The sequence below is a fragment of the Burkholderia sp. BCC0044 genome (genome assembly GCF_902832955.1).
Lineage (GTDB): Bacteria > Pseudomonadota > Gammaproteobacteria > Burkholderiales > Burkholderiaceae > Burkholderia.
On record NZ_CADFDO010000006.1, the window covers coordinates 181,956 to 205,507 of the forward strand.

A 23,552-nucleotide genomic window follows, 5' to 3' on the forward strand; every position below is an offset into this window, starting at 1 on the left:
CACGCGGGCCCAAACCGTGTCCGGCATCAGCAGCCGGATACGGCGAAGCAGGTATGATCGGGGCTAGCCCCCGGGGGGCCGTTTCCGGCCGGGTCGCGGCCATGCGCACGCGCCCTGTGTCGACCGGCCCCGGGGATCGACCGACGAGCGGGAGGAAGGGAATGGCAGGAAACTTGGTGATCGTCTGTCGCGATCAGGATGCCGACGCGTTCTATGAACTCATGCAGGAGTACGGGTCGTTCCAGACGCGGCTGTCGTCGACGGCGTGGTACCTGAACATGAACGTCGTGCCGGAATCGCTGCAGGAGGAAATCCTGGAGCGCCTCGGCCGGTATACGACCGTCTATATCTTCGAGGCCACCACGGTGACCTACAACACCATCGACAGCAACGCGGCCGAGACGCTCGGCACGCTGTTCGGCGAATGACGCCGCGCGGCGCCCGCCCGGTGGGGCAGGCGCCGCAGCCGCTCAGGCGGCCTGCGCGTGAGGTTCGTCCTTCGGCACGGCCTCGAACGGGAACGTCATCGATACCCGCAGGCCGCCTTCGGGGCGATTGCCGATGTCGCACGCGCCGCCCAGCCTGAGCACGAGCCGCTCGACGATCGCGAGCCCGAGCCCGCTGTGGCCGTTCCCGCCGCGCGCCGGATCGAGCCGCACGAACGGCCGCGTGGCGACCGCGAGGTCACGCGGCGCGATGCCGCCGCCGCTGTCGCTGACCGACAGCACGTAGCCGGCCGGCGTGCGCGCCGTCTCGACGAGCACGGGCGGTGCGCCATACGCATGCGCGTTGTCCAGCAGGTTCGACAGGATCCGGTCGAGCGTCGCCGTCGGCAGCCGGAAGCCGGGATCGGCCTCCAGCCGCGTCTGGACCGTCGGCGCGTTCGGCGCGACCGCGCGATAGCTGCGCGCGATCCGCTCGCACGCCTGGTCGACCGGCACCGGCTCGCTGCGATCGGCCCCGCCATGCGCAAACACCAGGAACTGGTCGACGATGTGCGACATCGAGTCGACATCGCGCACGACGCCGTCGCGCAGCCGCGCGTCATCCATCATTTCCGCCCGCAGGCGCATCCGCGCGAGCGGCGTGCGCAGGTCGTGCGCAACGCCGGCCAGCATCACCGCGCGATCGCTGTCGGCCTGCGACACCTGCTCCACCATCTGGTTGAAGCCGTGCGTGAGCTGGCGCAGCTCGCGCGGCCCGCGTTCGCGCAGCGGGGGCACCGGCTGCCCGCGGCCGAAACGCGCGACCGCGCGCGCGAGCGAGCGCAGCGGCTGCTGCAACTGCCAGGCCGCGAACAGCGCGGCGATCACGCCGGCCGAAAAGATCGTGCCGAGCCACAGCAGCATCCGGTCGAGCGAGCGCGGCGGCCGCAGCGGCTGCACGGGCACCACGATCCAGTTGCGGTCGGCCGGCTCCTTCACCCACAGCACCGGCGGATGGCCGGGCGTGCCGATCTCGACCTGCGTGCCGGGCGGCATGCGGTCGCTCACGTCGTCGCGGAACCGCTTCAGCGGCGGCGGCAGCCCCGCATCGCCGCCCTTCGGCACGTCGGCGCTATCCGGCGACACGAGCCGCACGCGCGACGGCAGCGGCTGGTCGGGCGTGCGCGCGACGTGCTGGCGCACCGCGTCGACGAGGAACGCGGCCTCCTCGACCGCATAACGCGTCTGCATCTGGTTGCGCTCGAGCCGCATCGCGAAGAACCACGCGAAGTGCGACAGGAGCAGGACGCCGACGACGAGCAGCGCCAGCCGCCCGAACAGTGAATCAATGGGTTTGCGCATGGGCCTCGCCGTCGGGCACGAACACGTAGCCGCGCCCGCGGACCGTCTGGATGAAGCGCGGCGTCGACGGATCCGTTTCGAGGATGCGGCGCAGGCGCCACACCTGGACGTCGATGCCGCGGTCGGTGCCGTCGTACTCGGGCCCGTGCAGCAGCTCGAGCAGCCGCTCGCGCGTGAGCGTGCGCAGCGCATGGTTCACGAAGATCTTCAGCAGCGCGAATTCGCTGCTCGACAGCGTGGCCGGCTTGCCGTCGACCGACAGCGTGCGCGCCTGGAAGTCGAGCAGGAAGCGGCCGAACGCGAACGGCTCGCGCTGCTCGGGCGCGGCTGCCGACGGCGTCGCGCGGCGGCGGCGCAGCACGGCCTGCACGCGCGCGAGCAGCTCGCGCGGGTTGAACGGCTTGCCGAGGTAGTCGTCCGCGCCGAGCTCGAGCCCGACGATGCGGTCGACGTCGTCCGCCCGTGCGGTCAGCATGATCACGGGGATGTCGTCGCCGGCCGCGCGCAACTGGCGCAGCGCGGTCAGGCCGTCCACGCCCGGCATCATCAGGTCCAGCACGATCAGGTCGGGCCGCTCGCGCTCGAGGCGCTTCTCGAGCGTCGCCGCGTCGTGCAGCACGGACACTTCCATCCCCTGGCGCACGAGATAGTCGCGCAGCAGGTCTCGGAGTTCTTGGTCGTCGTCGACGATGAGGATCTGGGTAGTCATGGCTCGAAGTTTACCGCGCGAGGGCGGAGTCGAAGAACGAAACAAAGGGGCGAAAGGGTTACTGCGGGTTACCGCGCAAGGGAACTGTAATGCGCGGTAACCGGGCCGCCACCCCGCGTAACACCCGCCGGGGCCTGCATCGCTAACCTGCGTCTTACCGGATGCGGTACCCGACTTTCCCGGCACCGCATCGCCGGACCCTTTGGATACAAGGAGTTTCTGAAATGTATAAGAAGACTTCCCGCGTGGCCATCGCGGCCGCCACCGTGCTCGCTCTCGCATTCGGCACCGCGCATGCCGCGCAGCCCACCGACGTGCCGCCGCCGGGCGGCCCCGGCATGCACCGGATGCATGACGGGCACGAAGGCGGCCCGTTCGGCGCGATCATGAAACTGCACGACCAGCTGAAGCTCAACGCGTCGCAGGAACAGCAATGGCAGGCAGCCGTCAACACGATGAAGCAGAACCGTGACGCGATGCGCAAGAGCCACGAGCAGATGCGCGAGCAGTTCAAGGCGCAGCAGAACCAGCCGATCCTCGACCTGAGCGCGATGCACTCGGCACGCCAGCAGGCGGAGGCGCAGAACGCGCAACTGCGCGAGCAGACGTCCGCCGCGTGGCTCACGTTCTACAACGGGCTGAACGACCAGCAGAAGACGACGGTCAGCACCGCGCTCAAGCAGCAGTTCGCGAAGATGGAGCAGCGCCACGAGAAGATGAAGGAGCGCTGGGAGCAGCATCGCGCGGCCGCCAAGGGCGCGTCGGCGCCGGCGCAGTAAGCCGGCGGGCCGCTCCCGCAGCGGCCTCGAAGGGGACGCAGGCACCGGCCTGCGTCCCCTTTTTCGTTTCAGGCGACGTCGAACAGCAGCACCTCGGCCGTGCGGCCGCGCGCGAACGCGACCGCGTCCACGCCGCCGATCCGCGCGCCGTCGCCGGCCGCCAGCGCGCGGCCGTTGACCTCGACCTCGCCGCGCGCCACGTGCACGTAGACGCTGCGCCCGGCCGGTACGTCGAACGCGGTCGTCTCGTCGCCGTCGATCAGCCCCGCGAAGATGCGGGCATCCGCCCGCATCGACAGCACGCCGTCACCGCCGTCGGGCGCCGCGACGAGCCTCAGCCGGCCGCGCTTCTCGTCGTCGGCGAAACGCCGCTCCTCGTAGCCGGGCCGCCCGCCCGGCTCGGCCGGCTGCAGCCAGATCTGCAGCAGATGCAGCGGCCGGTCGCGCGACGCGTTGGTTTCGCTGTGCATGAGCCCCGTGCCGGCGCTCATCCGCTGGATGCCGCCGGTCCGCACGATCGCGCCGCAGCCGAGGCTGTCGCGGTGCGCGAGCGTGCCATCCAGCACGTAAGTGACGATCTCCACGTCGCGGCGCGGCTGCATCCCGAAACCGCGCGTCGGCGCGATCCGGTCCTCGCTGAGCACGCACAGCGCGCCGATGGACGGACGCACCGGCGCATGCGCGGTGCGGCAGGCGGACGAAAAACTGTGACTCGACTCGAGCCAGCCGTGGCGCGTGTGCCAGCGGTCTTCGGCGCGCAGGATCTGGAACATGGGGTGGACGCTCGGGGGCGCAGATGTTCTGTTCGGGTTTACCTCCACTGTAGGGGGAGGCTGACCGCGCCACAATCCGCCGCCCGCGCACCGCATCGTTGCAGCCGCGAAACCAATCTCAGAAATATTCGTTGCGAATACCGCGATTGCCGCAACAGCCGATTCGAGGAATCGGTCGACCGTGCCGGATTGCCGTTTTCCGGGTATCGCGTTCGGGTAAAATACCGCCCTTTTGGCGTTCGCCGTTCCGGCGGCCGCCAACGCCAGAGCGCCGATCGGCGATTTTTGGCCGTCTAGAATACGCCGCGGCGCCCGGTCCGACCGGCCGCGAGCGCCCCCGGAAAGTCAGCAACAGAAGGATGGAAATGAAGAAGGCCGCCCTGTGCGCCGCCGTCGCCCTCGTGGCGGGCAGCGCCTTCGCGAAGGAGTGGAAGACCGTGCGGATCGGCGTCGATGCCAGCTACCCGCCGTTCGAGTCGACCGCGCCGAGCGGCGAGATCGTCGGTTTCGACGTCGATCTCACCAAGGAAATCTGCAAGCGGATCAACGTGAAATGCGTGTGGGTGGCGCAGGATCTCGACGGGATCATCCCGGCGCTGAAGGCGAAGAAGTACGACGTCATCGTGTCGTCGCTGACCGTCACGGACAAGCGCCGCGAGCAGATCGACTTCTCCGACAAGGTGTACGACGCGCCCGCGCGGATGATCGCGAAGAGCGGCTCGCCGCTGCTGCCGACGGTCGCGTCGCTGAAAGGCAAGCGCGTCGGCGTCGAGCAGGGCTCGACGCAGGAAACCTACGCGAAGGCGTACTGGGAACCGCAGGGCGTGACGGTCATTCCTTACCAGAACCAGGACCAGGTCTATACCGATCTCGGCTCGGGCCGCCTCGACGCGACGCTGCAGGACGAGCTGCAGGCCGACTACGGCTTCCTGCGCACGCCGCGCGGCAAGGGCTTCGCGTTCGCCGGGCCGGAAGTGAAGGATCCGAAGACGATCGGCGACGGCACCGCGATCGGCCTGCGCAAGGAAGACACCGACCTGAAGCTCAGGATCAACCGGGCGCTGGCCGACATGCACAAGGACGGCACGTACGACCGGCTGTCGCACAAGTACTTCTCGTTCAGCGTCTATTCGGCGTCGGCGCGCTGAACGCGGCCTAAGCAGAAGCAGCGGATGCGGGGGCGGCCCCGCGTCCGGGCAGTACAGGCAGTCAACCACGCGCCGCCCGCCCCCTTGCCCGCCGCTCGCGCGACGGGCTCGCCCGGCACCGTTGCCGGGGCGGACGGTCATGATACGCACGGGGCGTTCCGCGCAGCTTGGCGGGCGCGTCTTTCGCGGCGCACTGCGTGCGCCCTCAGGGACCACACCAGGGACCCCATATGTTTCTACAAGGCTACGGCCCGCTGATCCTCGCCGGCACCTGGCAAACCGTCAAACTGGCGGTGCTTTCGCTTGCGCTGTCGTTCCTGCTCGGGCTGCTCGGCGCCGGCGCGAAGCTGTCGCGCAACCGCGTGACGAACGGCGTCGGCACCGTCTACACGACGCTGATCCGCGGCGTACCCGATCTCGTGCTGATGCTGCTGCTGTTCTACAGCCTGCAGATCTGGCTGAACATGGCGACCGACGCGCTCGGCTGGGACCAGATCGACATCGACCCGTTCCTGGCCGGCGTGCTCGTGCTCGGCTTCATCTACGGCGCGTACTTCACCGAGACGTTCCGCGGCGCGTTCCTGTCGGTGCCGCGCGGCCAGCTCGAGGCCGGCAGCGCATACGGGATGACGAACTGGCAGGTGTTCACGCGGATCATGTTCCCGCAGATGATGCGCTTCGCGCTGCCGGGCATCGGCAACAACTGGCAGGTGCTCGTGAAGTCGACCGCGCTCGTGTCGATCATCGGCCTGGCCGACGTCGTGAAGGCGTCGCAGGACGCCGGCAAGGGCACGCTGCGGTTCTTCTTCTTCACGCTGATCGCGGGAGCGGTCTACCTCGCCATCACGACGATCTCGAACTTCGTGCTGATGTGGCTCGAAAAGCGCTACTCGACCGGTGTCCGCAAGGCTGACCTATGATCGAACTCATCCAAGAATACTGGCGCAACTATCTGTACACCGACGGCTATCGCATCACCGGTGTCGCGATCACGCTGTGGCTGCTGGTCGTGTCGATCGGCCTCGGCTTCTGCCTGTCGGTGCCGCTCGCCGTCGCGCGCGTGTCGAAGCGGAAGTGGCTGGCGGGCGCCGTGTGGCTGTACACGTACGTGTTCCGCGGCACGCCGCTCTACGTGCAACTGCTGCTGTGCTACACGGGCCTGTACAGCCTGCAGGCCGTGCGCGGCACGCCGATGCTCGATGCGTTCTTCCGCGACGGGATGCACTGCACGCTGCTCGCGTTCACGCTGAACACCTGCGCGTACACCACCGAAATCTTCGCGGGCGCGATCAAGGCGACGTCGTACGGCGAGATCGAAGCCGCGCGCGCGTACGGGATGTCCCCGTTCACGATGTATCGCCGCGTGATCCTGCCGTCGGCGCTGCGCCGCGCGCTGCCGCTGTACAGCAACGAAGTGATCCTGATGCTGCACGCGACGACGGTGGCCTTCACCGCGACCGTGCCGGACATCCTGAAGATCGCGCGCGACGTGAACTCGGCGACCTACATGTCGTTCCACGCGTTCGGCATCGCCGCCCTGCTCTACCTCGTGATCTCGTTCACGCTCGTGTGGCTGTTCCGCCAGGCCGAGCGCCGCTGGCTCGCGTATCTGCGCCCGCAAGGCAAGTAAGTTTTCGCAGGACTATTGATGAACTCCCAGACCCAGAAGCTTTTCGTCGACGATCTCCACAAGCGGTACGGCGACAACGAGGTGCTCAAAGGCGTGTCGCTCAGGGCGAACTCGGGCGACGTGATCAGCGTGATCGGCTCGTCCGGCTCCGGCAAGAGCACGATGCTGCGCTGTATCAACTTCCTCGAGCAGCCGAACGCGGGCCGCATCTTCGTCGACGGCGAGGAAGTGCGCACCGCGCTCGACAAGACGGGCGCGCTGCGTGCGGCCGATTCGAAGCAGCTGCAGCGCGTGCGCACCAAGCTGTCGATGGTGTTCCAGCACTTCAACCTCTGGTCGCACATGAACGTGATCGAGAACGTGATGGAAGCGCCGGTGAACGTGCTCGGCATCCCGAAGAAGGAAGCCGAGGACCGTGCGCGCGAGTATCTCGAGAAGGTCGGCCTCGCGCCGCGCGTCGAGAAGCAGTATCCGTCGCATCTGTCCGGCGGCCAGCAGCAGCGCGTGGCGATCGCGCGTGCGCTGGCGATGCATCCGGACGTGATGCTGTTCGACGAGCCGACCTCCGCGCTCGACCCGGAGCTGGTGGGCGAAGTGCTGAAGGTGATGCAGAAGCTCGCCGAGGAAGGCCGCACGATGATCGTCGTCACGCACGAGATGGGCTTCGCGCGCAACGTGTCGAATCACGTGATGTTCCTGCACCAGGGCCGCGTCGAGGAACAAGGCGTGCCGGCCGAAGTGTTCGCGAACCCGAAGAGCGAACGCCTGCGCGGCTTCCTGTCGGGCAGCCTCAAGTAACGCCCGTCACCCGCCACGCTCGAACGGGCGCCCCGCGGTTCGCCGCGCGGCGCCCGTTTTGCGTTTACGCGACGCTCACCGGCGCGCCGTCGGCGAATGCGCGCAATTCGTCGCCCGCCAGCCGGTAACGCACCCATTCGCTCTGCGGCGCCGCGCCGACGCTCTCGTAGAAGCGGATCGCCGGCTCGTTCCAGTCGAGCACGCTCCATTCGAAACGCCCGCAGCCCGACTCGACCGCGATCCGCGCGAGCGCCTTCAGCAGCCGCAGCCCCGCGCCGGCGCCGCGAAACCGCGGCGACACGTACAGATCCTCCAGATACAGCCCCTGCCGCGCGAGCCACGTCGAATACGAGAAGAAATACACGGCGAAGCCGGCCGGCTCGCCGTCGACCTCGCACATCAGCGCGCGCGCCGGCGAGCCTTCGCCGAACAGGCTGCGTTCGAGCGAGTCGGGCGTCGCGACGACTTCGTGCTCCGCCTTCTCGTAGACAGCCAGTTCGGTGATGAAGCGCAGGATCTGCGGCACGTCGGCGACGGTGGCGGAACGGATATCGATTTGCACGGGTTGAGCCCTCCTCCGGCCCGGCTGAAACGGAAAGGCGGCGCCGCACAGTCGCAGTGGCGCCGCTCAAACCGTCATGCTACGTTCATGCCGTGCCTGCAGGAAGTGCAGTTTTTTCATTCCGACCTGAACATCATGCATCCCGATCTGCGCCGTCTCGATCTGAACCTGCTGCTCGTGTTCGACGCGTTGTACCGCCACCGCTCGGTGGCGGCAGCCGCGCACGAGCTCGCGTTGAGCCCGTCCGCATTGAGCCATGCGCTCGCCCGGCTGCGCGACGCGATCGGCGATGCGCTGTTCGTGCGCCTCGGCAACGAGATGCAGCCGACCGTGCGCGCCGACGACATCGCCACGTGGGCCGGCGACGCGCTCGACGCGATGTCGAAGGGGCTCGCCCGCGCGCGCCGCTTCGATCCCGCGCAAAGCGACCGTACGTTCGTGTTCGCCGCGACCGACTACACGGCGTTCGCGGTGCTGCCGGCGTTCCTCGCCCGCATCCAGCACGTGGCGCCGCACCTACGGATCCGCGTCGTCCATTCGGACCGCAAGATTTCCGTCGACGAGCTCGCGGCCGGCCGCATCGACTTCGCGCTCGGCTACCACGAGGAATCGTCGGCCGACGCGCCGGGCATCGAGGATTTCGACTGGTTCTCCGACGACTACGTCGTGATCGCGAGCGCCGCGCATCCGGACATCCGCCGGCGGCTGACGCTCGACCAGTACCTGGCGGCGCGCCACGTGGTCGTCACGCCGTGGAACGAATCGCGCGGCGTCGTCGACTACGTGCTCGACCGGCTCGGTCTCGCGCGACACGTGGCCGTGCAGTTGCCGACCGTGCTGGCCGCGCCGTTCGTGATCGCGGAGTCGGCACTCCTGATGACCGTGCCGAACCGTGCCGCGCAGGCGCTGCGGCACGCGGCGCCGATCCGCCTCTTCCCCGCGCCGTTCGAGATCCCGCGCTACACGGTGAAGGTCTACTCGCACGCGAAGCATGCGCGCACCGATGCGCATCGCTGGATTCGCGCGCAGTTGCTCGATGCACGGCCGCGCTCGGACTAGGCGCCGCGCGTTGTCGGACGGGCGTTTCCGGCGTCGATCGGCGATGGCGACAATCGCCGGAATCATTACGAAATACTTACCAATTTCGCGACTTTCGCGCTTACGCCGGCGCCCTTGCAACGTCAATAGTGGCAATCCTTGACCCATGCCCGTGGAATCCATGTCTCCCTTGTGGGACAAGGGTTTTCCGGTCATCGCGCACCCTTGGGGACCCTGTTGCGCACCGTGTTGCATGGCAATTTGGCGACAGCGGTTAGTCAAACAACGATTTCCGTCGCCACAAAATTGTATTTTTGCTAAATTAGTAACCAAAGTAGCAAAACGAAGTTCGTGAAATGTAGTTTAGCTTCACGACACAACAAGGAGACCCCGCAGGCCGACCCGGCTGCGCGGGACCGCTCAACGGTTTTCCGTCTGCTTGCCCGCGTGCCGCGCTTACCGGCCCTGCACGAGGTCTCCCTGGTTATCCCGCTTTTGCCCGGCGCTCGCGCTCCGGGCATCTCGTGCAGTCTGGGTTGACTTTTTGACAGGGTATGGAGGAGATGATGAAGAAAGCTTTGGTCGCGGCCGCGCTGATGGCTGCTGGGGTGGTGACGGCGCACGCGCAGAGCAGCGTCACGCTGTATGGCCGCCTGGATGCAGGCATCGAATACCTGAACGGCCTGCAAAACGGCCACCAAGTGCGCGCGGAAAGCGGCGACTGGGGCACGAGCCTGTGGGGCTTGAAGGGTAGCGAGGACATCGGCGGCGGCAACAAGGTCCTGTTCCACATCGAAGGCGCGTTCAACACGATGACGGGCGGCTTCAGCGGCTCGATCTGGGATCGTTTCGCGACCGTCGGTATCTCGAACGACCGCTACGGTACGCTGCTGTTGGGTCGCGAGCTCGCGATCGCCAACGGCGTGTGGGACTTCGACCCGTTCGGCCAGTCGGCCTGGTCGACGGCCTCGCTGGTGCGCGGCCGCAACTGGAACAAGACCAGCAACAACGTGTCGTACCAGTCGCCGTCGCTGTACGGCCTCGACTTCTACGGCCAGTTCTCGTTCTCGAACTCGACCAGCTTCAACGGCAACACGACGGCCGGCCAGCCGGGCCGTGCAATGGGCGGTCAGGTCACCTATACGAACTCGCTGTTCCAGTTGCGCGGCATCTACGACGAAACGCGCGACAGCAACGGCCGCTTCTCGGACGTGTTCAACTATTCGCGTGAATACTTCGCGGGCGTGAACGTGTTCCTCGGCCAGTTCAAGCTGCAGGCGGCTTACCAGGCATCGCGCGCCGACGGCAGCGGTGGCCCGGCAGTGAACGCCGGCGTGACGGGTACGCAACAGGTGTGGGGCGGTGTGACGTGGCAGGCCACGCCGGCAGCGGCGCTGATCGCGGCCGTGTATCACGTGAACGCGAACCACGGCGGCGGCAACGCGAACATCTACACGATCGGCGGTTCGTACAACATCTCGAAGCGCACGCTGTTCGACCTGCAGGCCGCGACGGTGCGCAACAGCTCGTCGGCCAACTTCGGTCTGAACGCGAACGGTGCAGGCACCGCCGTGTCGACCGGCAACCCGCATCCGGGCGGCAGCCAGACCGGCGTCTACGCCGGTATCCAGCACCTGTTCTGATCAGGCGCCGTCAAAGAACGATTCGACAACACTTTCCACGCTGCTGCGAGAGGCGCGTATCGGTGCGGTACCCAATCGGGTATCCGCACCGTTTTTTCTTGGGCGGCGGATTCGTGCGATCCGCGGCCCGATCGGCCGATTCGGCCGCGCTTGACCGAATCAAGCGAACGCGGCGCTCAGACGGCCGCTTCGTTCTCTTCGCCGGTGCGGATGCGGATCACGCGTTCGACATCCGACACGAAGATCTTGCCGTCGCCGATCTTGCCGGTGCGCGCCGCACCGATCACCGCGTCGATCACCTGATCGACCTGCGCTTCCGCGACAACCACCTCGATCTTCATCTTCGGCAGGAAGTCGACCACGTATTCGGCGCCGCGATACAGCTCGGTATGCCCTTTCTGGCGGCCGAAGCCCTTCACTTCCGTCACGGTCAGGCCCGTGAGACCCACTTCGGCGAGCGCTTCGCGGACTTCGTCCAGCTTGAACGGCTTGATGATGGCGGTGATGCGTTTCATGATGGGTGTCCCTCAATGCTCGTATGGATGAAAAATCGCGTCCCCAATTGTAAGCCGACGGGCCGCATCCGGCCCAGCGCCGGTCAATCGAGCCGTTCGGTAAAGCGCGACGTGATCGGGTAGCGCCAGTCGCGCCCGAATGCGCGATGCGTGACGCGAATGCCGATCGGCGCCTGGCGGCGCTTGTATTCGTTGATCTTGATGAGCCGCGTCACGCGCTCGACGTCGGCCTGCGCGTAGCCGGCCGCGACGATCTCGGCGAGCGGCCGGTCTTCTTCCATGTACATCCGCATGATCGCGTCCAGCACGTCGTACGGCGGCAGGCTGTCCTGGTCGGTCTGGTTCTCGCGCAGCTCCGCCGACGGCGCGCGCGTCAGGATCCGCTCGGGAATCACGTCGCGCAGCGTGTAGTCGGCCGTTTCGTTGCGATAGCGGCACAACCGGTACACGAGCGTCTTCGCGATGTCCTTGATCACCGCGAACCCGCCGGCCATGTCGCCGTACAGCGTGCAGTAGCCGACCGCCATCTCGCTCTTGTTGCCGGTCGTCAGCACGATCGAGCCGAACTTGTTCGACAGCGCCATCAGCAGCGTGCCGCGGATGCGCGCCTGGATGTTCTCCTCCGTCGCGTCTTCCGCGCGGCCGGCGAATTCGTCGGCAAGCGCGCCGCGGAACGCATCGAACATCGGCGCGATCGCGATCTCGTCGTAGCGCACGCCGACGCGCCGCGCCATCTCCGCCGCATCGGTGGTCGAGATGTCGGCCGTGAAGCGCGACGGCATCATCACCGCGCGCACGCGCTCGGGCCCGAGCGCATCGCACGCGACAGCCAGCACCAGCGCCGAATCGACGCCGCCCGACAGCCCGATCAGCACGCCGGGAAAGCCGTTCTTGCCGATGTAGTCGCGCACGCCGGTCACGAGCGCGCGATACACCTGCGCGTCGGCCGACAGCTCGGGCGCGATCGCGCCGGGCAGCGGCCGCGCGCCGTCGAATTCGACGATCGCGTGCCCTTCGTCGAACTGCGGCATCTTCGCGACGAGCGCGCCGTCGCCGTCGAGCACGAACGAACCGCCGTCGAACACGAGTTCGTCCTGGCCGCCGACGAGGTTCACGTACACCATCGGCAGCCCGGTCTCGCGAATCCGCGCGCGCAGGATGTCGATGCGCACCGCTTCCTTGTTCATGTGATACGGCGAGCCGTTCGGGATCAGCAGCACCTGCGCGCCGGCCGCCTTCGCGATCTGCGCGGCCGACGCATGCCACGCGTCCTCGCAGATGATCACGCCGTATTTCACGCCGTTCAGCTCGAATACGAGCGGCTCGGTGTCGGTCGCGAAGTAGCGCTTCTCGTCGAACACCTCGGCGTTCGGCAGATCCTGCTTGCGGTAGGTGCCGACGATCTCGCCGCCGACGATCAGCGACACCGCGTTGAAGGTGTCGGTGGGCGGCACGCCGCGCTCGATCGGGCGGTTTGCATTACCATCGACGGCTGACGCGCGCGCATCGTCGCCCGCCCCGCTGCCCGGCCCCTTGCCCGCACCGCTGCCCGCACCGCGCAACGGATGGCCGACCAGCACCGCGAGCCCGTCGAATGCGCGCAGCGCGTCGGCGAGCGCATCGAGCGCGGCGGCCGCCGCCGCGTAGAACGCGGGCCGCAGCAGCAGGTCTTCGGGCGGATAGCCGGACAGCGCGAGTTCGGGTGCGACCATCAGTTGCGCACCATCGTTGTGCGCGGCGCGTGCGGCCGCGACGATGCGCGCGACGTTGCCGGCGAAATCGCCGACGGTGACGTTGATCTGGGCGAGAGCGAGTCGGGTCTTCATGGCGGGATCGGCGCAACCCGGCGGCGCGCCTTGAACGGCTGACGAAATCGACCCGGACGCGAGCCACGGCGGCCCGCATCCGGCAACATCCAACGGTACGGATTCACGCTTGAAACACGAACGCATCGATTATCGCACGGGCATCCTGTCGTCCCCCGCCGAGGTGCCGGCCGACGAATGGAACGCGCTGCTCGCGCGCGACGCGCAGCCGACGCCGTTCCTGCGCCACGAATTCCTCGACGCGCTGCACGTCGCGCGCTGCGCGGTGGACGACACCGGCTGGTCGCCGCACTTCGTCACGCTGACCGACGAGCGCACCGGTCGCCTCGCGGCCGCCGCGCCCGTCTACGCGAAACAGCATTCGTACGGCGAATACGTGTTCGACTGGGCGTGGGCCGACGCGTACCAGCGCAACGACCTGCCCTATTACCCGAAGCTGCTGTGCGCGGTGCCGTTCACGCCGGTGCAGGGCACGCGGCTGCTCGCGGCCGATGACGACGCGCGCCGCCGGCTCGCGGCCACGCTGCTCGCGTTCGCCGAGCAGAGCGACGTGTCGTCGCTGCACGTGCTGTTCCCGACCGGCGACGAAGCGCGCCTGCTCGAATCGATGGGCATGATGCTGCGCGAGGGCGTGCAGTTTCACTGGCTCAACGACGGCTACCGCCACTTTGACGATTTCCTCGGCACGCTCGAGCAGAAGAAGCGCAAGAACATCCGCGCGGAGCGGCGCAAGGTGCACGACGCGGGCGTGACTTTCCGGCGGCTCACCGGCGACCGAATCACAGACGCCGACTGGCGCTTCTTCTCGCGCTGCTATCGGCAAACGTACCGCGAGCATTATTCGAGCCCGTACCTGAACCTCGACTTCTTCCGCACGATCGGCGCGACGATGCCCGAGAACCTGCTGCTCGTGATCGCGGAAGCCGACGGGCAACCGATCGCGAGCGCGCTCGCCGTATACCGGCGCGGCGAGCACGGCGGCGGCACGCTGTACGGCCGCTACTGGGGCGCGATCGAGCACGTCCCCTGCCTGCATTTCGAAACGGCCTACTACCAGTTGCTCGAATTCTGCATCGAGGCCGGGCTCGACACGTTCGAAGGCGGCGCGCAGGGCGAGCACAAGCTCGCGCGCGGCTTCCTGCCGACCGTCACGCACTCCGCGCACTGGCTCGCGCATCCGGCGTTTTCCGATGCGGTCGCGCGCTTTCTCGAACGCGAGACCGAGCATATCCACGCGTACGTCGACGAACTGCGCGAACACGATCCGTTTCGGCGCGGCAACGGGTAGCGTCATCCGGCGCGCCGCGCATGCGGCGAAGCCACGCAGGGCCTCGCCGCATGCCGTTCGGCTGCCGCCCGTTCAGTGCGCGGCGAGCGTCACCGTCTGCGACAGCGCCTGCGGATCGCGCGACGACGCGGCCGCCGACAGCCCATAGCTGCCCGCGCCGAGCCGCCATGCGTGCGCGCTCGCATCCCACACCGCGAAGCGCTGCGCCGGCACCGCGATGCTGACCATGCGCGCCTCGCCCGGCTGCAGTGCAACCTTGGTCCAGCCGACGAGCCGCTTCGGCGGCTCGCCGAGCGACGCGGGCAGCGCCGCGTAGATCTGCACCGTCTGCGTACCGGCGCGCGCACCGGTATTCGTCACCGTTACGCCGACCGTCACGTTGCCCGCGGCGTCCGCCTGGGCGGACATCGCCGACAACGCATACGTCGTGTACGACAGCCCGTAGCCGAACGGGAACAGCGGCTCGATCGCCTTCGCGTCGAACCAGCGATAGCCGTACGCGAGCCCTTCCGCGTAGACGTTTTGCAGGTTCGACGGATCGATCGTCGGCTGCGGCAGGTCGGCCTCCTGCTTCGGGAACGTCAGCGGCAGCCGGCCCGACGGATTCGCGTCGCCGAACAGCAGGTCGGCGATCGCCTGGCCGCCCTGCGCGCCCGGGTACCACACGTCCAGCACGCCGTGCACGTTCGCGAGCCACGGCATCAGCACCGGGCTGCCGTTCTCGAGCACGACGATCACGCGCTTCGCCTTCGCGGCGACCGCGGCGATCAGCGCGTTCTGGTCGTATTGCTGGTTGTACGGGTCCGCCTTCGCATCGGGCAGCGACAGGCTCGCGAGATCGAGCCCTTCCGTCTGCCACTGCGTGGCGAACACGATCGCGACATCGGCCTGCGCGGCCGCGCTCGCCGCGGCATTCGCGTCGGTCCCGTCGAGATAGCTGACCGACGCGTTCGGCGCCTTCGCGCGGATCGCCGCGAGCGGCGCGGACTTGTACCAGGTCGCGCATCCGCCGAACAGCATGTCGGCCGGCTGCTGGCACGATGTCACCGCGTTGCCGTCGATCGCCGGCACCGCACCCGAGCCGCCGCCCGACAGCACGCCCGCGTCCGCATGGCCGCCGATCACGACGACCGACTTGAGCGTGCCGGCGGCGAGCGGCAGCACCGGTTGCGTGTCGCCCGGCGCGGCCGCGTTCTTCAGCAGCACCGCCGCTTGCCGTGCGATCGCGAGCGCATCGGCGTTGCCCGCGGCTTCGTCGAGCGCGCCGCCCGGCTTCGGCGGCGCGTCCATCACGCCGATGCGGATCAGCGTGCGCAGCTTGCGCTGCACCATGTCGTTCAGCCGCGCGACCGACACGCTGCCGGCCTGCAGCGCCGCGCGCAGCTTCGAATTGAAGTACGAGCCGAGCGGCGCGTTGCCGTCGTCGGCCGCGCCCGGCTGTTCCTCGTCGAGCCCGGCCTGCACGGCCGCGACCGTCGAATGCGTCGCGCCCCAGTCGGACTGCACGACGCCCTTGAAACCCCATTCGTTCTTCAGCACCGTCGTCAGCAGATAGGGGTTCTCGCACGCATACACGCCGTTGAGCTTGTTGTACGCGCACATCACGTTGCCCGGCTGGCCGTCCTTCACGCCGATCTCGAACGCGAGCAGTTCGGCTTCGCGCATGGTCCGCTCGTCGACGACCGAATCGACCGTCATCCGGTTGGTTTCCTGGTCGTTGAACGCGAAATGCTTGATCGTCGCGATGACTTTCTGCGCCTGCGTGGCCTGCGTGCGAGCAGCGCTCAGCGTGCCCGCGAGCACTGGGTCCTCGCCCATGTATTCGAAGGTGCGGCCGTTGCGCGGCTCGCGCGCGAGGTTCACGCCGCCGCCGAGCCCTTCCGCGAAACCGAGCGCGCGCAATTCGAGCGCGATGCGCGTGCCGTAGGTGCCCGCGAGCGCCGGGTCCCACGTCGCCGCGAGCGCGACCGGCGCGGGCAGCGCGGTCACGCGCGCATTCTTCACGTTCACGCCGCCCGCCGAATCGGCGCTGCTGACCGCCGGAATGCCGAGGCGCGGCACGCCCGGGATGTAGCTCGCGCCGTTCAGCGCGTCGGCCGGGAACGGGCCGCCCAGGCTGAGCGCGGGCATGCCGGTGCCATGCACGAGCTGCAGCTTCTCGTCGGTCGTCAGTTGCGCGACGAGTGCGGCCGCGCGCTGATCGGCTGCCGCGTCGGGGTCGGCCGGGGCATGGATGTCGTCACCGCCGCACGATGCGAGCAACACCGTGAGCGCGCACGCGGACGCAATCGTCGAACACCGGAACAGCGAAGTTTTCATTGATCCTCCAGAATCGTTCTGTTGTACTTGTGGCTTAACTCCAGCGTCCAAGTCTAAAAATCGACCGGTCACCACGCTTGACCGGCAGGAGCATGCGTTGACCTCTCGCAGCGGGGACAAACCCGAACGGCATGACGACAGGGAGACAGACATGGAGTTGCAACAGAAATCGGTATCCGTCCGGATCTACCGCTGGCTGTGCGAAGACGCACGCGCGAACGGCATCGATCCCGCACCGCTTTACGAGACGCTCGGCATCGGGCCGGCCGAGCTCGCCGACGATTCGCGACGCATCGCGGGCGACCGGCACGTGGCCGCGCTGCAACTGATGAACGACTGGCCGCTGTCGTGGCACCGCCCGCCGCCGCAGGTCGTGCCGTGGCTCGTGCCGTTTCCCGAACTCGCGGGCATCACGTGCAACGCGGCGACGCTGCGCGACGCGCTGCACGGCTACCTGCACTATCGCGAGCTGATCGGCAACGTCGATTGGGTATTCGCGCACGAGAACGGCGACGCGGTCGCGCTCGAGTACGTGAACGAAGGCGACGGCCGGCACGCGGGCAGCGCGTTCGCGAACCTCGCGATCCTCGCGGCGCTCGCGCGCCTATACGACCCGCACGTGCACATCGCCGATGCCGCATTCGCCGGCCGCGCGTTCGCGCCTGTCGCCGCGCTGCGCGACATGCTCGGCGCGCCGGTATCGTTCGATGCCGCGCACAACCGCATCGTGCTGCGCTCCGCACACTTCGACACGCCGTTCGAGCGCTACAACGCGCCGCTCGCCGGCATCCAGCGGCATGCGGCCGACGCCGCGCGCGAACGCGTGCGCGCTCGCTCGACGTTCGGCTCGTCGGTCGAGCAATGCGTGCGCGACTGGCTGCGCACGTCCGACGACGCCGACGTGCCGACCGATACGCTGATGCAGCACGTGTGCACGCGCTTCGCGATGTCGCGCTGGACGCTGCGCCGGCGGCTGCATCGCGAAGCGGTCGGGTTCCATGCGCTCGTCGCGCAGGCGCGGCTCGGCGAGGCGCGCGACCTGCTGCTCAATACGCAGTTGCCGATCGGCGAAATCGGCGTGCGCGTCGGCTTCCGATCGACGAGCGCGTTCACGCGCTTCTTCACGCGCGAACTCGGCGCGGCGCCGAGCCGCTTTCGCGACGGGCACGGCGACCGGTGGCGTTGACGCCCGTTTTTTCTGAGACACTGGCGGCTTCGCATCCCGCCGCCCTGCCATGTCCTGGTTTCTGTATCTGATCGAGTGCGCCGACGACAGCGTCTACACGGGCATCACGACCGATGTCGCCGCGCGCTTCGACGAACACGCGTCCGGCAAGGGCGCGCGCTACACGCGCTCGCGCAAGCCGCGCGCGGTGCTCGCGTCGTTTGCGCTCCCCGACCGGTCGAGCGCGTCGCGCGCCGAATACTGGGTGAAGCGGCTCACGCCCGCGAAAAAGCGCGAGCTGGCGGCCGGGCTGCGGACGCTGGAATCGGTGTTGCCGGTGGTGGTCGCGCTCGACGAGAGCGGCGGCACGGCTGGGACGAAGGCGACGGCACGCGGGCGGAGGAACGGGAAGGCGGAAAGCATCGACGATGCGGCGACGGCGGCTGCAACGGAACAGGTTGCCGGGAAAAAGGTGAAGGCCGGGAAAGTTGCAGGGTCTGCAAAGGCCGCGAAGAATGCGAAGCCTGCGAAGGGCAAACAAGCGTCTAAGGCGACGAAGGCAAATCAAGCCGCGCCGGACGCGAAACGTGCGAAAACCGTCGGCGATGCAGCCGCAAAAAAGACCTCTTCGCGTGGCACACCGGTAAAGAAAACCGACCTGACCGCATCCGCGTCGTCAAAAAGGAAGGCACCGGCCGTCGCCGGCAAACCAGCCGCGAACATACGCGAAGACGCCGCTTCCGCACCGGCCCGTCGCCGTCCGTCGGCCACGAAAACCGCCGCAGCAATCGCTCCGTCCGTTGCCCCGCCCCGTGCAAAACGCGCGAAGAAAGCACCGGCCACGCCGCCTGCCTCCCCATCCGCCCGCCCGAAAACCGCGCGCACAAAACAAAACCGCGCGGCCTCCTGACGAGACACGCGCGGTTCGCGTTCCGTACGAGCCGGCGGTCGGCCGGCACGCCGCTTACTTCTTGTAGTTTGCGGCGCCGTCGGTGATTTCCTTGTGCGCGGCTTCGATGCCGGCCCAGCCTTCGACCTTCACCCACTTGCCCTTCTCGAGCGCCTTGTATTGCTCGAAGAAGTGCTTGATCTGGTCCTTCAGGTACTCGGGCACGTCGTCGATCGTCTTCAGGTTCGCCGTCATCGGGCAGATCTTGTCGTGCGGCACCGCGACCAGCTTCGCGTCGACGCCCGACTCGTCGGTCATCTGCAGCATGCCGAGCACGCGCGAACGCACGATCGAGCCGGCCAGCAGCGGGAACGGCGTGATCACCAGCACGTCGACCGGATCGCCGTCGCCCGACAGCGTCTGCGGAATATAGCCGTAGTTCACCGGATAGCGCATGCCCGTGCCGATGAAGCGGTCGACGACGAGGAGGCCCAGTTCCTTGTCCGCCTCGTACTTCACCGGATCGCTTTGCGCGGGAATCTCGATGATCACGTTGAAATCTTGCGGCAGGTCCTTGCCGGCCGGAACATGATTGAAGCTCATGAGCACTCTCTGTAGGTCGATGGGAATTCGGGACAGGGCGCCGCGGCCGATGCACGGCCGCGGGCATTCCCCAAAAGGAATGCGCCATTATAGCCAATCGACCGGTGGCGTCCGGATGACGATCGGCGCGATAATCGTTCCGGATGTCCGGCCGCCGAACCGGCGGCGGCGTGGCACGTCGATTAGAAAGCACGGCACCCGGGTAAGCGCTGAAGCGTCAACATGGGTCGACCGCGATGCGTAAGACCCAAGCAAGCGCTGAAGCGCCAACATGGGTCGACCGCGATGCGTGAGACCCAAGCAAGCGCTGAAGCACTAACTCGGGTTGACCGCTATGCATGGGACCCGAGTAAGCGCTGAAGCGCTAACTCGGGTCGACAGGAGCAGACATGGAAGAGGCGAAGCACTTCATCGCGGGCGAATGGACGTTGCCCGCGCAACTGGAAACCATCGCGGTCGTCGATCCGTCCGACGGCCAGCCGTTCGCGACGATCGCGCGCGGCACCGCGCCCGACATCGAGCGCGCGGTCGCCGCGGCCCGCGACGCGTTCGCGGGCCCGTGGGGCGCGGCGAGCGCCGCCGAACGCGGCCGCGTGCTGATGCGGCTGTCGGCGCGCGTGGCCGACCATCTCGAGGAACTCGCCGCGATCGAGGCGCGCGACACCGGCAAGCCGCTGAAGCAGGCGCGCGCGGATGCCGCCGCGCTCGTGCGCTACTTCGAGTTCTACGCAGGCGCCGCCGACAAGCTGCACGGCGAAACCCTCCCCTACCAGGCCGGCTACACGGTGCTGACGGTGCGCGAGCCGCACGGCGTCACCGGTCATATCGTGCCGTGGAACTACCCGATGCAGATCTTCGGGCGCAGCGTCGGCGCGGCGCTCGCGGCCGGCAACGCGTGCGTGGTCAAGCCGGCCGAGGACTCGTGCCTGTCGGTGCTGCGCGTCGCCGAGCTGGCCGCCGAGGCCGGACTGCCGGCCGGCGCGCTCAACGTCGTCACCGGCTACGGCCATGAAGCGGGCGCCGCGCTCGCCCGCCATCCGGGCATCGACCACATCTCGTTCACGGGTTCGCCGGCCACCGGCAAGCTGGTCACGCAGATGGCGGCCGAGAACCACGTGCCGGTCACGCTCGAACTCGGCGGCAAGTCGCCGCAAATCGTGTTCGCCGATGCCGATCTCGACGCGGCGCTGCCCGTGCTCGTATCCGCGATCGTGCAGAACGGCGGGCAGACCTGCTCGGCCGGCAGCCGCGTGCTGATCGAGCGCGCGGTGTACGAGCCGCTCGTCGAGCGCCTCGCCACCGCGTTCAACGGGTTGCGCGTCGGCCCGAGCCGCGCCGATCTCGACTGCGGCCCGCTGATCAACGCGAAGCAGCAGCAGCGCGTGTGGGATTTCCTGTCCGACGCGCAGCACGACGGCATTCCGATGGCCGGCCACGGGCAGGTCGTCGCCGACGCGCCCGAAACCGGCTTCTACCAGGCGCCCGCGCTGTTGCGCGACGTGCCGGCGTCGCACCGGCTCGCGCAGGAAGAAGTGTTCGGCCCGGTGCTCGCGGCGATGCGTTTCGTCGACGAGGACGAAGCCGTCGCGCTCGCGAACGGCACGCCGTACGGCCTCGTCGCCGGCATCTGGACCCGCGACGGCGCCCGCCAGATGCGGCTTGCGCGGCGCCTGCGCGCGGGCCAGGTGTTCATCAACAACTATGGCGCGGGCGGCGGCGTCGAACTGCCGTTCGGCGGCGTCGGCCATTCGGGCCATGGCCGCGAGAAAGGCTTCGAGGCGCTGTACGGCTTCACCGCGCTGAAGACGATCGCGATCCGGCACGGCTGAACGCGCAGCGCGCGACACGCGGCCGGCAGCGCCCAGCCGCATCGCGACACACGACGACTCTCATGACCGGCACAGGAGACACACCATGCGGTTGAGCGGCAAGACGGCCATCGTGACAGGCGGCGGCTCGGGATTCGGCGAAAGCATCGCGAAGACGTATGCGCGCGAAGGCGCGAACGTCGTCGTCAACGACCTGAACGGCGCGGCGGCCGAGCGCGTCGCGAGCGAGATCGCGCTCGCGGGCGGCAAGGCGATCGCGGTGGCCGGCGACGTGTCGAAGGAGGACGACTGGCGCGCGCTGCTGCAGGCCGCGCTCGACGATTTCCATTCGGTGCAGACCGTCGTGAACAACGCGGGCACCACGCACCGCAACAAGCCGGTGCTCGACGTGACGGAAGCCGAATTCGACCGCGTGTACGCGGTCAACATGAAGAGCCTGTTCTGGTGCGTGCAGACCTTGGTGCCGTACTTCCGCGCACAGGGCGGCGGCGTGTTCGTGAACGTCGCGTCGACGGCCGGCGTGCGGCCGCGCCCCGGCCTCGTCTGGTACAACAGCACGAAGGGCGCGATGATCACCGCGAGCAAGTCGCTCGCGGCCGAGCTCGGCGCCGATCGCATCCGCGTGAACTGCATCAACCCGGTGCTCGGCGAAACCGCGCTGATGACCGAGTTCATGGGCTGCGAGGACACGCCGGAAAATCGCCGCCGCTTCCTCGCGACGATCCCGCTCGGCCGTTTCTCGACGCCGCAGGACATCGCGAACGCCGCGCTCTACCTCGCATCCGACGAAGCCGAATTCATCACCGGCGTGTGCCTCGAAGTCGACGGCGGGCGCTGCATCTAGTCGTACCAGGCGGCACGATCACTCCGTCTTGCTTCGCACGAAACCGGATCGGACGCCGCTGCGTCTGCTCCGGCCAACTATAAAACAGGAGACAACATGGCAACCTCGACGCAGTCACTGCCGGGCTCGTCCGGCGCATTCGAAGAAGCAACCTATCGCAAGGTATCGTGGCGGCTCGTGCCGCTCCTGCTGCTGTGCTACGTGGTCGCCTATCTCGACCGCGTGAACGTCGGGTTCGCGAAGCTGCAGATGGCGAGCGACCTGAACCTGAGCGATACCGTGTACGGGCTCGGCGCCGGGATCTTCTTCTTCGGCTATTTCCTGTTCGAGGTGCCGAGCAACATCATCCTGCACCGGGTGGGCGCCCGCGTGTGGATCGCCCGCATCATGGCGACCTGGGGCGTGATCTCGATCCTGACGATGTTCGTCACGACGCCCGCGATGTTCTATGTGATGCGCTTCCTGCTCGGCGTCGCCGAAGCGGGCTTCTTCCCTGGCGTGATCCTCTATCTCACCTACTGGTATCCCGCGCACCGGCGCGGCCGGATGACCACGTTCTTCATGACGGCCGTCGCACTGTCCGGCGTGATCGGCGGGCCGCTCTCCGGCTTCATCCTGAAGGCGTTCGACGGCGTGAGCGGCTGGCACGGCTGGCAATGGCTGTTCCTGCTCGAAGGCATTCCGTCGGTGCTCGCCGGCGTGCTCGTGTTCTTCACGCTCGACGAGCGGATCGCGAAGGCGACGTGGCTGACCGACGAAGAAAAGGCGCTGCTCGCCCGCAACGTCGATGCGGAGGAAGCCACCAAGGAAGACCTGCCGCTCGGCGCCGTGATGTCGAGCCCGCGCGTGTGGCTGATGGCGCTGATCTATTTCTCGTTCGTGATGGGGCTCTACGGCGTCGGCTTCTGGCTGCCGACGATCATCAAGGCGACCGGCGTGACCGACACGGTCATGATCGGCCTGCTGTCGGCGATTCCGTATGCGGCCGCGGTGGTCGCGATGATCCTGATCGCGCGCAGCGCGGACAAGCGCCGCGAACGCCGCTGGCACCTCGCGATTCCGGCCGCGATCGGCGCGCTCGGCCTCGTGCTGTCGGTGATCTGGGCGCACCAGACCGCGCTCGCGATGCTCGGCCTCACGCTGGCGACGATCGGCATCCTGACGACGCTGCCGCTGTTCTGGAGCCTGCCGACCGCGTTCCTCGGCGGCACGGCCGCCGCCGCCGGCATCGCGATGATCAACTCGATCGGCAACCTCGCCGGCTTCCTGAGCCCGTACCTGATGGGCTGGCTCAAGCAGGCGACGAGCACCAACGATGCGGGCATGTACATGCTGGCCGGCTTCCTCGTGCTCGGCGGGCTGCTGGCGCTGTCGGTGCCGAAGCGGCTCGTCGACAAGTGACGCGCG

General features: G+C 67.9%; 22 protein-coding genes. 14 read left to right on the forward strand and 8 right to left on the reverse strand.

Translation table 11 applies throughout. From position 1 onward, the window contains the following. Nucleotides 1-161: 161 nt before the first annotated feature. Nucleotides 162-428, forward strand: a complete 267-nt coding sequence (locus tag HWX14_RS31110; RefSeq protein WP_011545926.1) for a hypothetical protein — start codon at nt 162-164, stop codon at nt 426-428. Nucleotides 429-470: 42 nt separating this feature from the next. Here the strand turns inward: HWX14_RS31110 and HWX14_RS31115 are convergent, their stop codons facing one another. Both HWX14_RS31115 and HWX14_RS31120 read right to left on the reverse strand, forming a co-directional pair. Further along, entirely contained in the window at nt 471-1,787 is a 1,317-nt protein-coding gene (locus HWX14_RS31115) for an ATP-binding protein (protein WP_175886064.1), read from the reverse strand. Further along, on the reverse strand, nt 1,771-2,496 hold the full coding sequence (locus tag HWX14_RS31120) for a response regulator (protein ID WP_006493394.1): 726 nt from the start codon (nt 2,494-2,496) through the stop codon (nt 1,771-1,773). The genes HWX14_RS31115 and HWX14_RS31120 overlap by 17 nt, the downstream gene beginning before the upstream one ends. Nucleotides 2,497-2,720: 224 nt before the next feature. Between HWX14_RS31120 and HWX14_RS31125 the strand changes: the two genes are divergently transcribed. Next, entirely contained in the window at nt 2,721-3,275 is a 555-nt protein-coding gene (locus HWX14_RS31125) for a periplasmic heavy metal sensor (RefSeq protein ID WP_175886065.1), read from the forward strand. Nucleotides 3,276-3,343: 68 nt separating this feature from the next. On the opposite strand, the gene HWX14_RS31130 is transcribed toward HWX14_RS31125, so the two are convergent. Beyond that, nucleotides 3,344-4,048, reverse strand: a complete 705-nt coding sequence (locus tag HWX14_RS31130) for a pirin family protein (protein WP_175886066.1) — start codon at nt 4,046-4,048, stop codon at nt 3,344-3,346. Between the two features lie 365 nt (nt 4,049-4,413). On the opposite strand from HWX14_RS31130, the gene HWX14_RS31135 reads away from it, so the two are divergent. The 4 genes from HWX14_RS31135 (at nt 4,414) to HWX14_RS31150 (ending at nt 7,624) form a co-directional block, all read left to right on the forward strand. Next, complete coding sequence (locus HWX14_RS31135; protein WP_175886067.1) at nt 4,414-5,196, forward strand: ABC transporter substrate-binding protein; 783 nt, start codon at nt 4,414-4,416, stop codon at nt 5,194-5,196. 230 nt (nt 5,197-5,426) lie between these two features. Continuing rightward, a complete protein-coding gene (hisQ, locus tag HWX14_RS31140; RefSeq protein ID WP_006489645.1) occupies nt 5,427-6,116 on the forward strand; it encodes a histidine ABC transporter permease HisQ in 690 nt (229 codons plus the stop codon). Beyond that, nucleotides 6,113-6,826, forward strand: coding sequence for an ABC transporter permease (locus tag HWX14_RS31145; RefSeq protein WP_050012017.1), 714 nt, complete (start codon nt 6,113-6,115; stop codon nt 6,824-6,826). Before hisQ ends, HWX14_RS31145 begins: the two co-directional genes overlap by 4 nt. Before the next feature lie 18 nt (nt 6,827-6,844). Next, a complete protein-coding gene (locus tag HWX14_RS31150) occupies nt 6,845-7,624 on the forward strand; it encodes an ABC transporter ATP-binding protein (RefSeq protein ID WP_175886068.1) in 780 nt (259 codons plus the stop codon). 64 nt (nt 7,625-7,688) lie between these two features. On the opposite strand, the gene HWX14_RS31155 is transcribed toward HWX14_RS31150, so the two are convergent. Further along, on the reverse strand, nt 7,689-8,186 hold the full coding sequence (locus HWX14_RS31155; protein ID WP_175886069.1) for a GNAT family N-acetyltransferase: 498 nt from the start codon (nt 8,184-8,186) through the stop codon (nt 7,689-7,691). Between the two features lie 105 nt (nt 8,187-8,291). On the opposite strand from HWX14_RS31155, the gene HWX14_RS31160 reads away from it, so the two are divergent. Together HWX14_RS31160 and HWX14_RS31165 are read left to right on the forward strand one after the other, a co-directional pair. Next, entirely contained in the window at nt 8,292-9,245 is a 954-nt protein-coding gene (locus HWX14_RS31160; RefSeq protein WP_175886165.1) for a LysR family transcriptional regulator, read from the forward strand. A 542-nt stretch (nt 9,246-9,787) separates the two neighbouring features. After that, nucleotides 9,788-10,867 carry a porin gene (locus HWX14_RS31165; RefSeq protein ID WP_175886070.1) on the forward strand — a complete coding sequence of 360 codons (1,080 nt, stop codon included), beginning with the start codon at nt 9,788-9,790 and terminating at the stop codon, nt 10,865-10,867. A gap of 176 nt (nt 10,868-11,043) precedes the next feature. On the opposite strand, the gene HWX14_RS31170 is transcribed toward HWX14_RS31165, so the two are convergent. Together HWX14_RS31170 and HWX14_RS31175 are read right to left on the reverse strand one after the other, a co-directional pair. Beyond that, the gene (locus HWX14_RS31170; RefSeq protein WP_006398637.1) at nt 11,044-11,382 is read right to left on the reverse strand and encodes a P-II family nitrogen regulator; all 339 of its coding nucleotides are present in this window, start codon (nt 11,380-11,382) and stop codon (nt 11,044-11,046) included. Nucleotides 11,383-11,465: 83 nt separating this feature from the next. Next, a complete protein-coding gene (locus tag HWX14_RS31175; RefSeq protein WP_175886071.1) occupies nt 11,466-13,208 on the reverse strand; it encodes an NAD+ synthase in 1,743 nt (580 codons plus the stop codon). 109 nt (nt 13,209-13,317) lie between these two features. Here HWX14_RS31175 and HWX14_RS31180 point away from each other — a divergent pair, with 109 nt between their 5' ends. After that, a complete protein-coding gene (locus HWX14_RS31180) occupies nt 13,318-14,496 on the forward strand; it encodes a GNAT family N-acetyltransferase (RefSeq protein WP_175886072.1) in 1,179 nt (392 codons plus the stop codon). 72 nt (nt 14,497-14,568) lie between these two features. Here HWX14_RS31180 and HWX14_RS31185 read toward each other — a convergent pair whose 3' ends face one another. Continuing rightward, nucleotides 14,569-16,815, reverse strand: coding sequence for a glycoside hydrolase family 3 C-terminal domain-containing protein (locus HWX14_RS31185; RefSeq protein ID WP_175886073.1), 2,247 nt, complete (start codon nt 16,813-16,815; stop codon nt 14,569-14,571). Nucleotides 16,816-16,966: 151 nt separating this feature from the next. Here HWX14_RS31185 and HWX14_RS31190 point away from each other — a divergent pair, with 151 nt between their 5' ends. Both HWX14_RS31190 and HWX14_RS31195 read left to right on the forward strand, forming a co-directional pair. After that, nucleotides 16,967-18,001: an AraC family transcriptional regulator gene (locus HWX14_RS31190; protein ID WP_175886074.1), complete on the forward strand. Its 1,035-nt coding sequence runs from the start codon at nt 16,967-16,969 to the stop codon at nt 17,999-18,001. A 49-nt stretch (nt 18,002-18,050) separates the two neighbouring features. Beyond that, nucleotides 18,051-18,890, forward strand: a complete 840-nt coding sequence (locus HWX14_RS31195; protein WP_175886075.1) for a GIY-YIG nuclease family protein — start codon at nt 18,051-18,053, stop codon at nt 18,888-18,890. A gap of 54 nt (nt 18,891-18,944) precedes the next feature. On the opposite strand, the gene ppa is transcribed toward HWX14_RS31195, so the two are convergent. Then, on the reverse strand, nt 18,945-19,472 hold the full coding sequence (ppa, locus tag HWX14_RS31200) for an inorganic diphosphatase (RefSeq protein ID WP_006489643.1): 528 nt from the start codon (nt 19,470-19,472) through the stop codon (nt 18,945-18,947). Between the two features lie 389 nt (nt 19,473-19,861). On the opposite strand from ppa, the gene HWX14_RS31205 reads away from it, so the two are divergent. The 3 genes from HWX14_RS31205 (at nt 19,862) to HWX14_RS31215 (ending at nt 23,546) form a co-directional block, all read left to right on the forward strand. Next, nucleotides 19,862-21,301, forward strand: coding sequence for an aldehyde dehydrogenase family protein (locus HWX14_RS31205; protein WP_175886076.1), 1,440 nt, complete (start codon nt 19,862-19,864; stop codon nt 21,299-21,301). An 85-nt stretch (nt 21,302-21,386) separates the two neighbouring features. After that, nucleotides 21,387-22,145: an SDR family oxidoreductase gene (locus tag HWX14_RS31210; protein ID WP_175886077.1), complete on the forward strand. Its 759-nt coding sequence runs from the start codon at nt 21,387-21,389 to the stop codon at nt 22,143-22,145. Between the two features lie 96 nt (nt 22,146-22,241). Further along, nucleotides 22,242-23,546 (forward strand): MFS transporter, encoded by a 1,305-nt coding sequence (locus tag HWX14_RS31215; RefSeq protein ID WP_175886078.1) that lies wholly within the window; start codon nt 22,242-22,244, stop codon nt 23,544-23,546. Nucleotides 23,547-23,552 lie beyond the last annotated feature (6 nt).

What these genes read in the sequence shown, in the direction of transcription:
- HWX14_RS31110 (WP_011545926.1), top strand. Translation starts at nt 162, where the DNA reads ATGGCAGGAAACTTGGTGATCGTCTGTCGCGATCAGGATGCCGACGCG.
- HWX14_RS31115 (WP_175886064.1), bottom strand. Translation starts at nt 1,787, where the DNA reads ATGCGCAAACCCATTGATTCACTGTTCGGGCGGCTGGCGCTGCTCGTC.
- HWX14_RS31120 (WP_006493394.1), bottom strand. Translation starts at nt 2,496, where the DNA reads ATGACTACCCAGATCCTCATCGTCGACGACGACCAAGAACTCCGAGAC.
- HWX14_RS31125 (WP_175886065.1), top strand. Translation starts at nt 2,721, where the DNA reads ATGTATAAGAAGACTTCCCGCGTGGCCATCGCGGCCGCCACCGTGCTC.
- HWX14_RS31130 (WP_175886066.1), bottom strand. Translation starts at nt 4,048, where the DNA reads ATGTTCCAGATCCTGCGCGCCGAAGACCGCTGGCACACGCGCCACGGC.
- HWX14_RS31135 (WP_175886067.1), top strand. Translation starts at nt 4,414, where the DNA reads ATGAAGAAGGCCGCCCTGTGCGCCGCCGTCGCCCTCGTGGCGGGCAGC.
- hisQ (WP_006489645.1), top strand. Translation starts at nt 5,427, where the DNA reads ATGTTTCTACAAGGCTACGGCCCGCTGATCCTCGCCGGCACCTGGCAA.
- HWX14_RS31145 (WP_050012017.1), top strand. Translation starts at nt 6,113, where the DNA reads ATGATCGAACTCATCCAAGAATACTGGCGCAACTATCTGTACACCGAC.
- HWX14_RS31150 (WP_175886068.1), top strand. Translation starts at nt 6,845, where the DNA reads ATGAACTCCCAGACCCAGAAGCTTTTCGTCGACGATCTCCACAAGCGG.
- HWX14_RS31165 (WP_175886070.1), top strand. Translation starts at nt 9,788, where the DNA reads ATGATGAAGAAAGCTTTGGTCGCGGCCGCGCTGATGGCTGCTGGGGTG.
- HWX14_RS31170 (WP_006398637.1), bottom strand. Translation starts at nt 11,382, where the DNA reads ATGAAACGCATCACCGCCATCATCAAGCCGTTCAAGCTGGACGAAGTC.
- HWX14_RS31175 (WP_175886071.1), bottom strand. Translation starts at nt 13,208, where the DNA reads ATGAAGACCCGACTCGCTCTCGCCCAGATCAACGTCACCGTCGGCGAT.
- HWX14_RS31185 (WP_175886073.1), bottom strand. Translation starts at nt 16,815, where the DNA reads ATGAAAACTTCGCTGTTCCGGTGTTCGACGATTGCGTCCGCGTGCGCG.
- HWX14_RS31190 (WP_175886074.1), top strand. Translation starts at nt 16,967, where the DNA reads ATGGAGTTGCAACAGAAATCGGTATCCGTCCGGATCTACCGCTGGCTG.
- HWX14_RS31195 (WP_175886075.1), top strand. Translation starts at nt 18,051, where the DNA reads ATGTCCTGGTTTCTGTATCTGATCGAGTGCGCCGACGACAGCGTCTAC.
- ppa (WP_006489643.1), bottom strand. Translation starts at nt 19,472, where the DNA reads ATGAGCTTCAATCATGTTCCGGCCGGCAAGGACCTGCCGCAAGATTTC.
- HWX14_RS31205 (WP_175886076.1), top strand. Translation starts at nt 19,862, where the DNA reads ATGGAAGAGGCGAAGCACTTCATCGCGGGCGAATGGACGTTGCCCGCG.
- HWX14_RS31210 (WP_175886077.1), top strand. Translation starts at nt 21,387, where the DNA reads ATGCGGTTGAGCGGCAAGACGGCCATCGTGACAGGCGGCGGCTCGGGA.
- HWX14_RS31215 (WP_175886078.1), top strand. Translation starts at nt 22,242, where the DNA reads ATGGCAACCTCGACGCAGTCACTGCCGGGCTCGTCCGGCGCATTCGAA.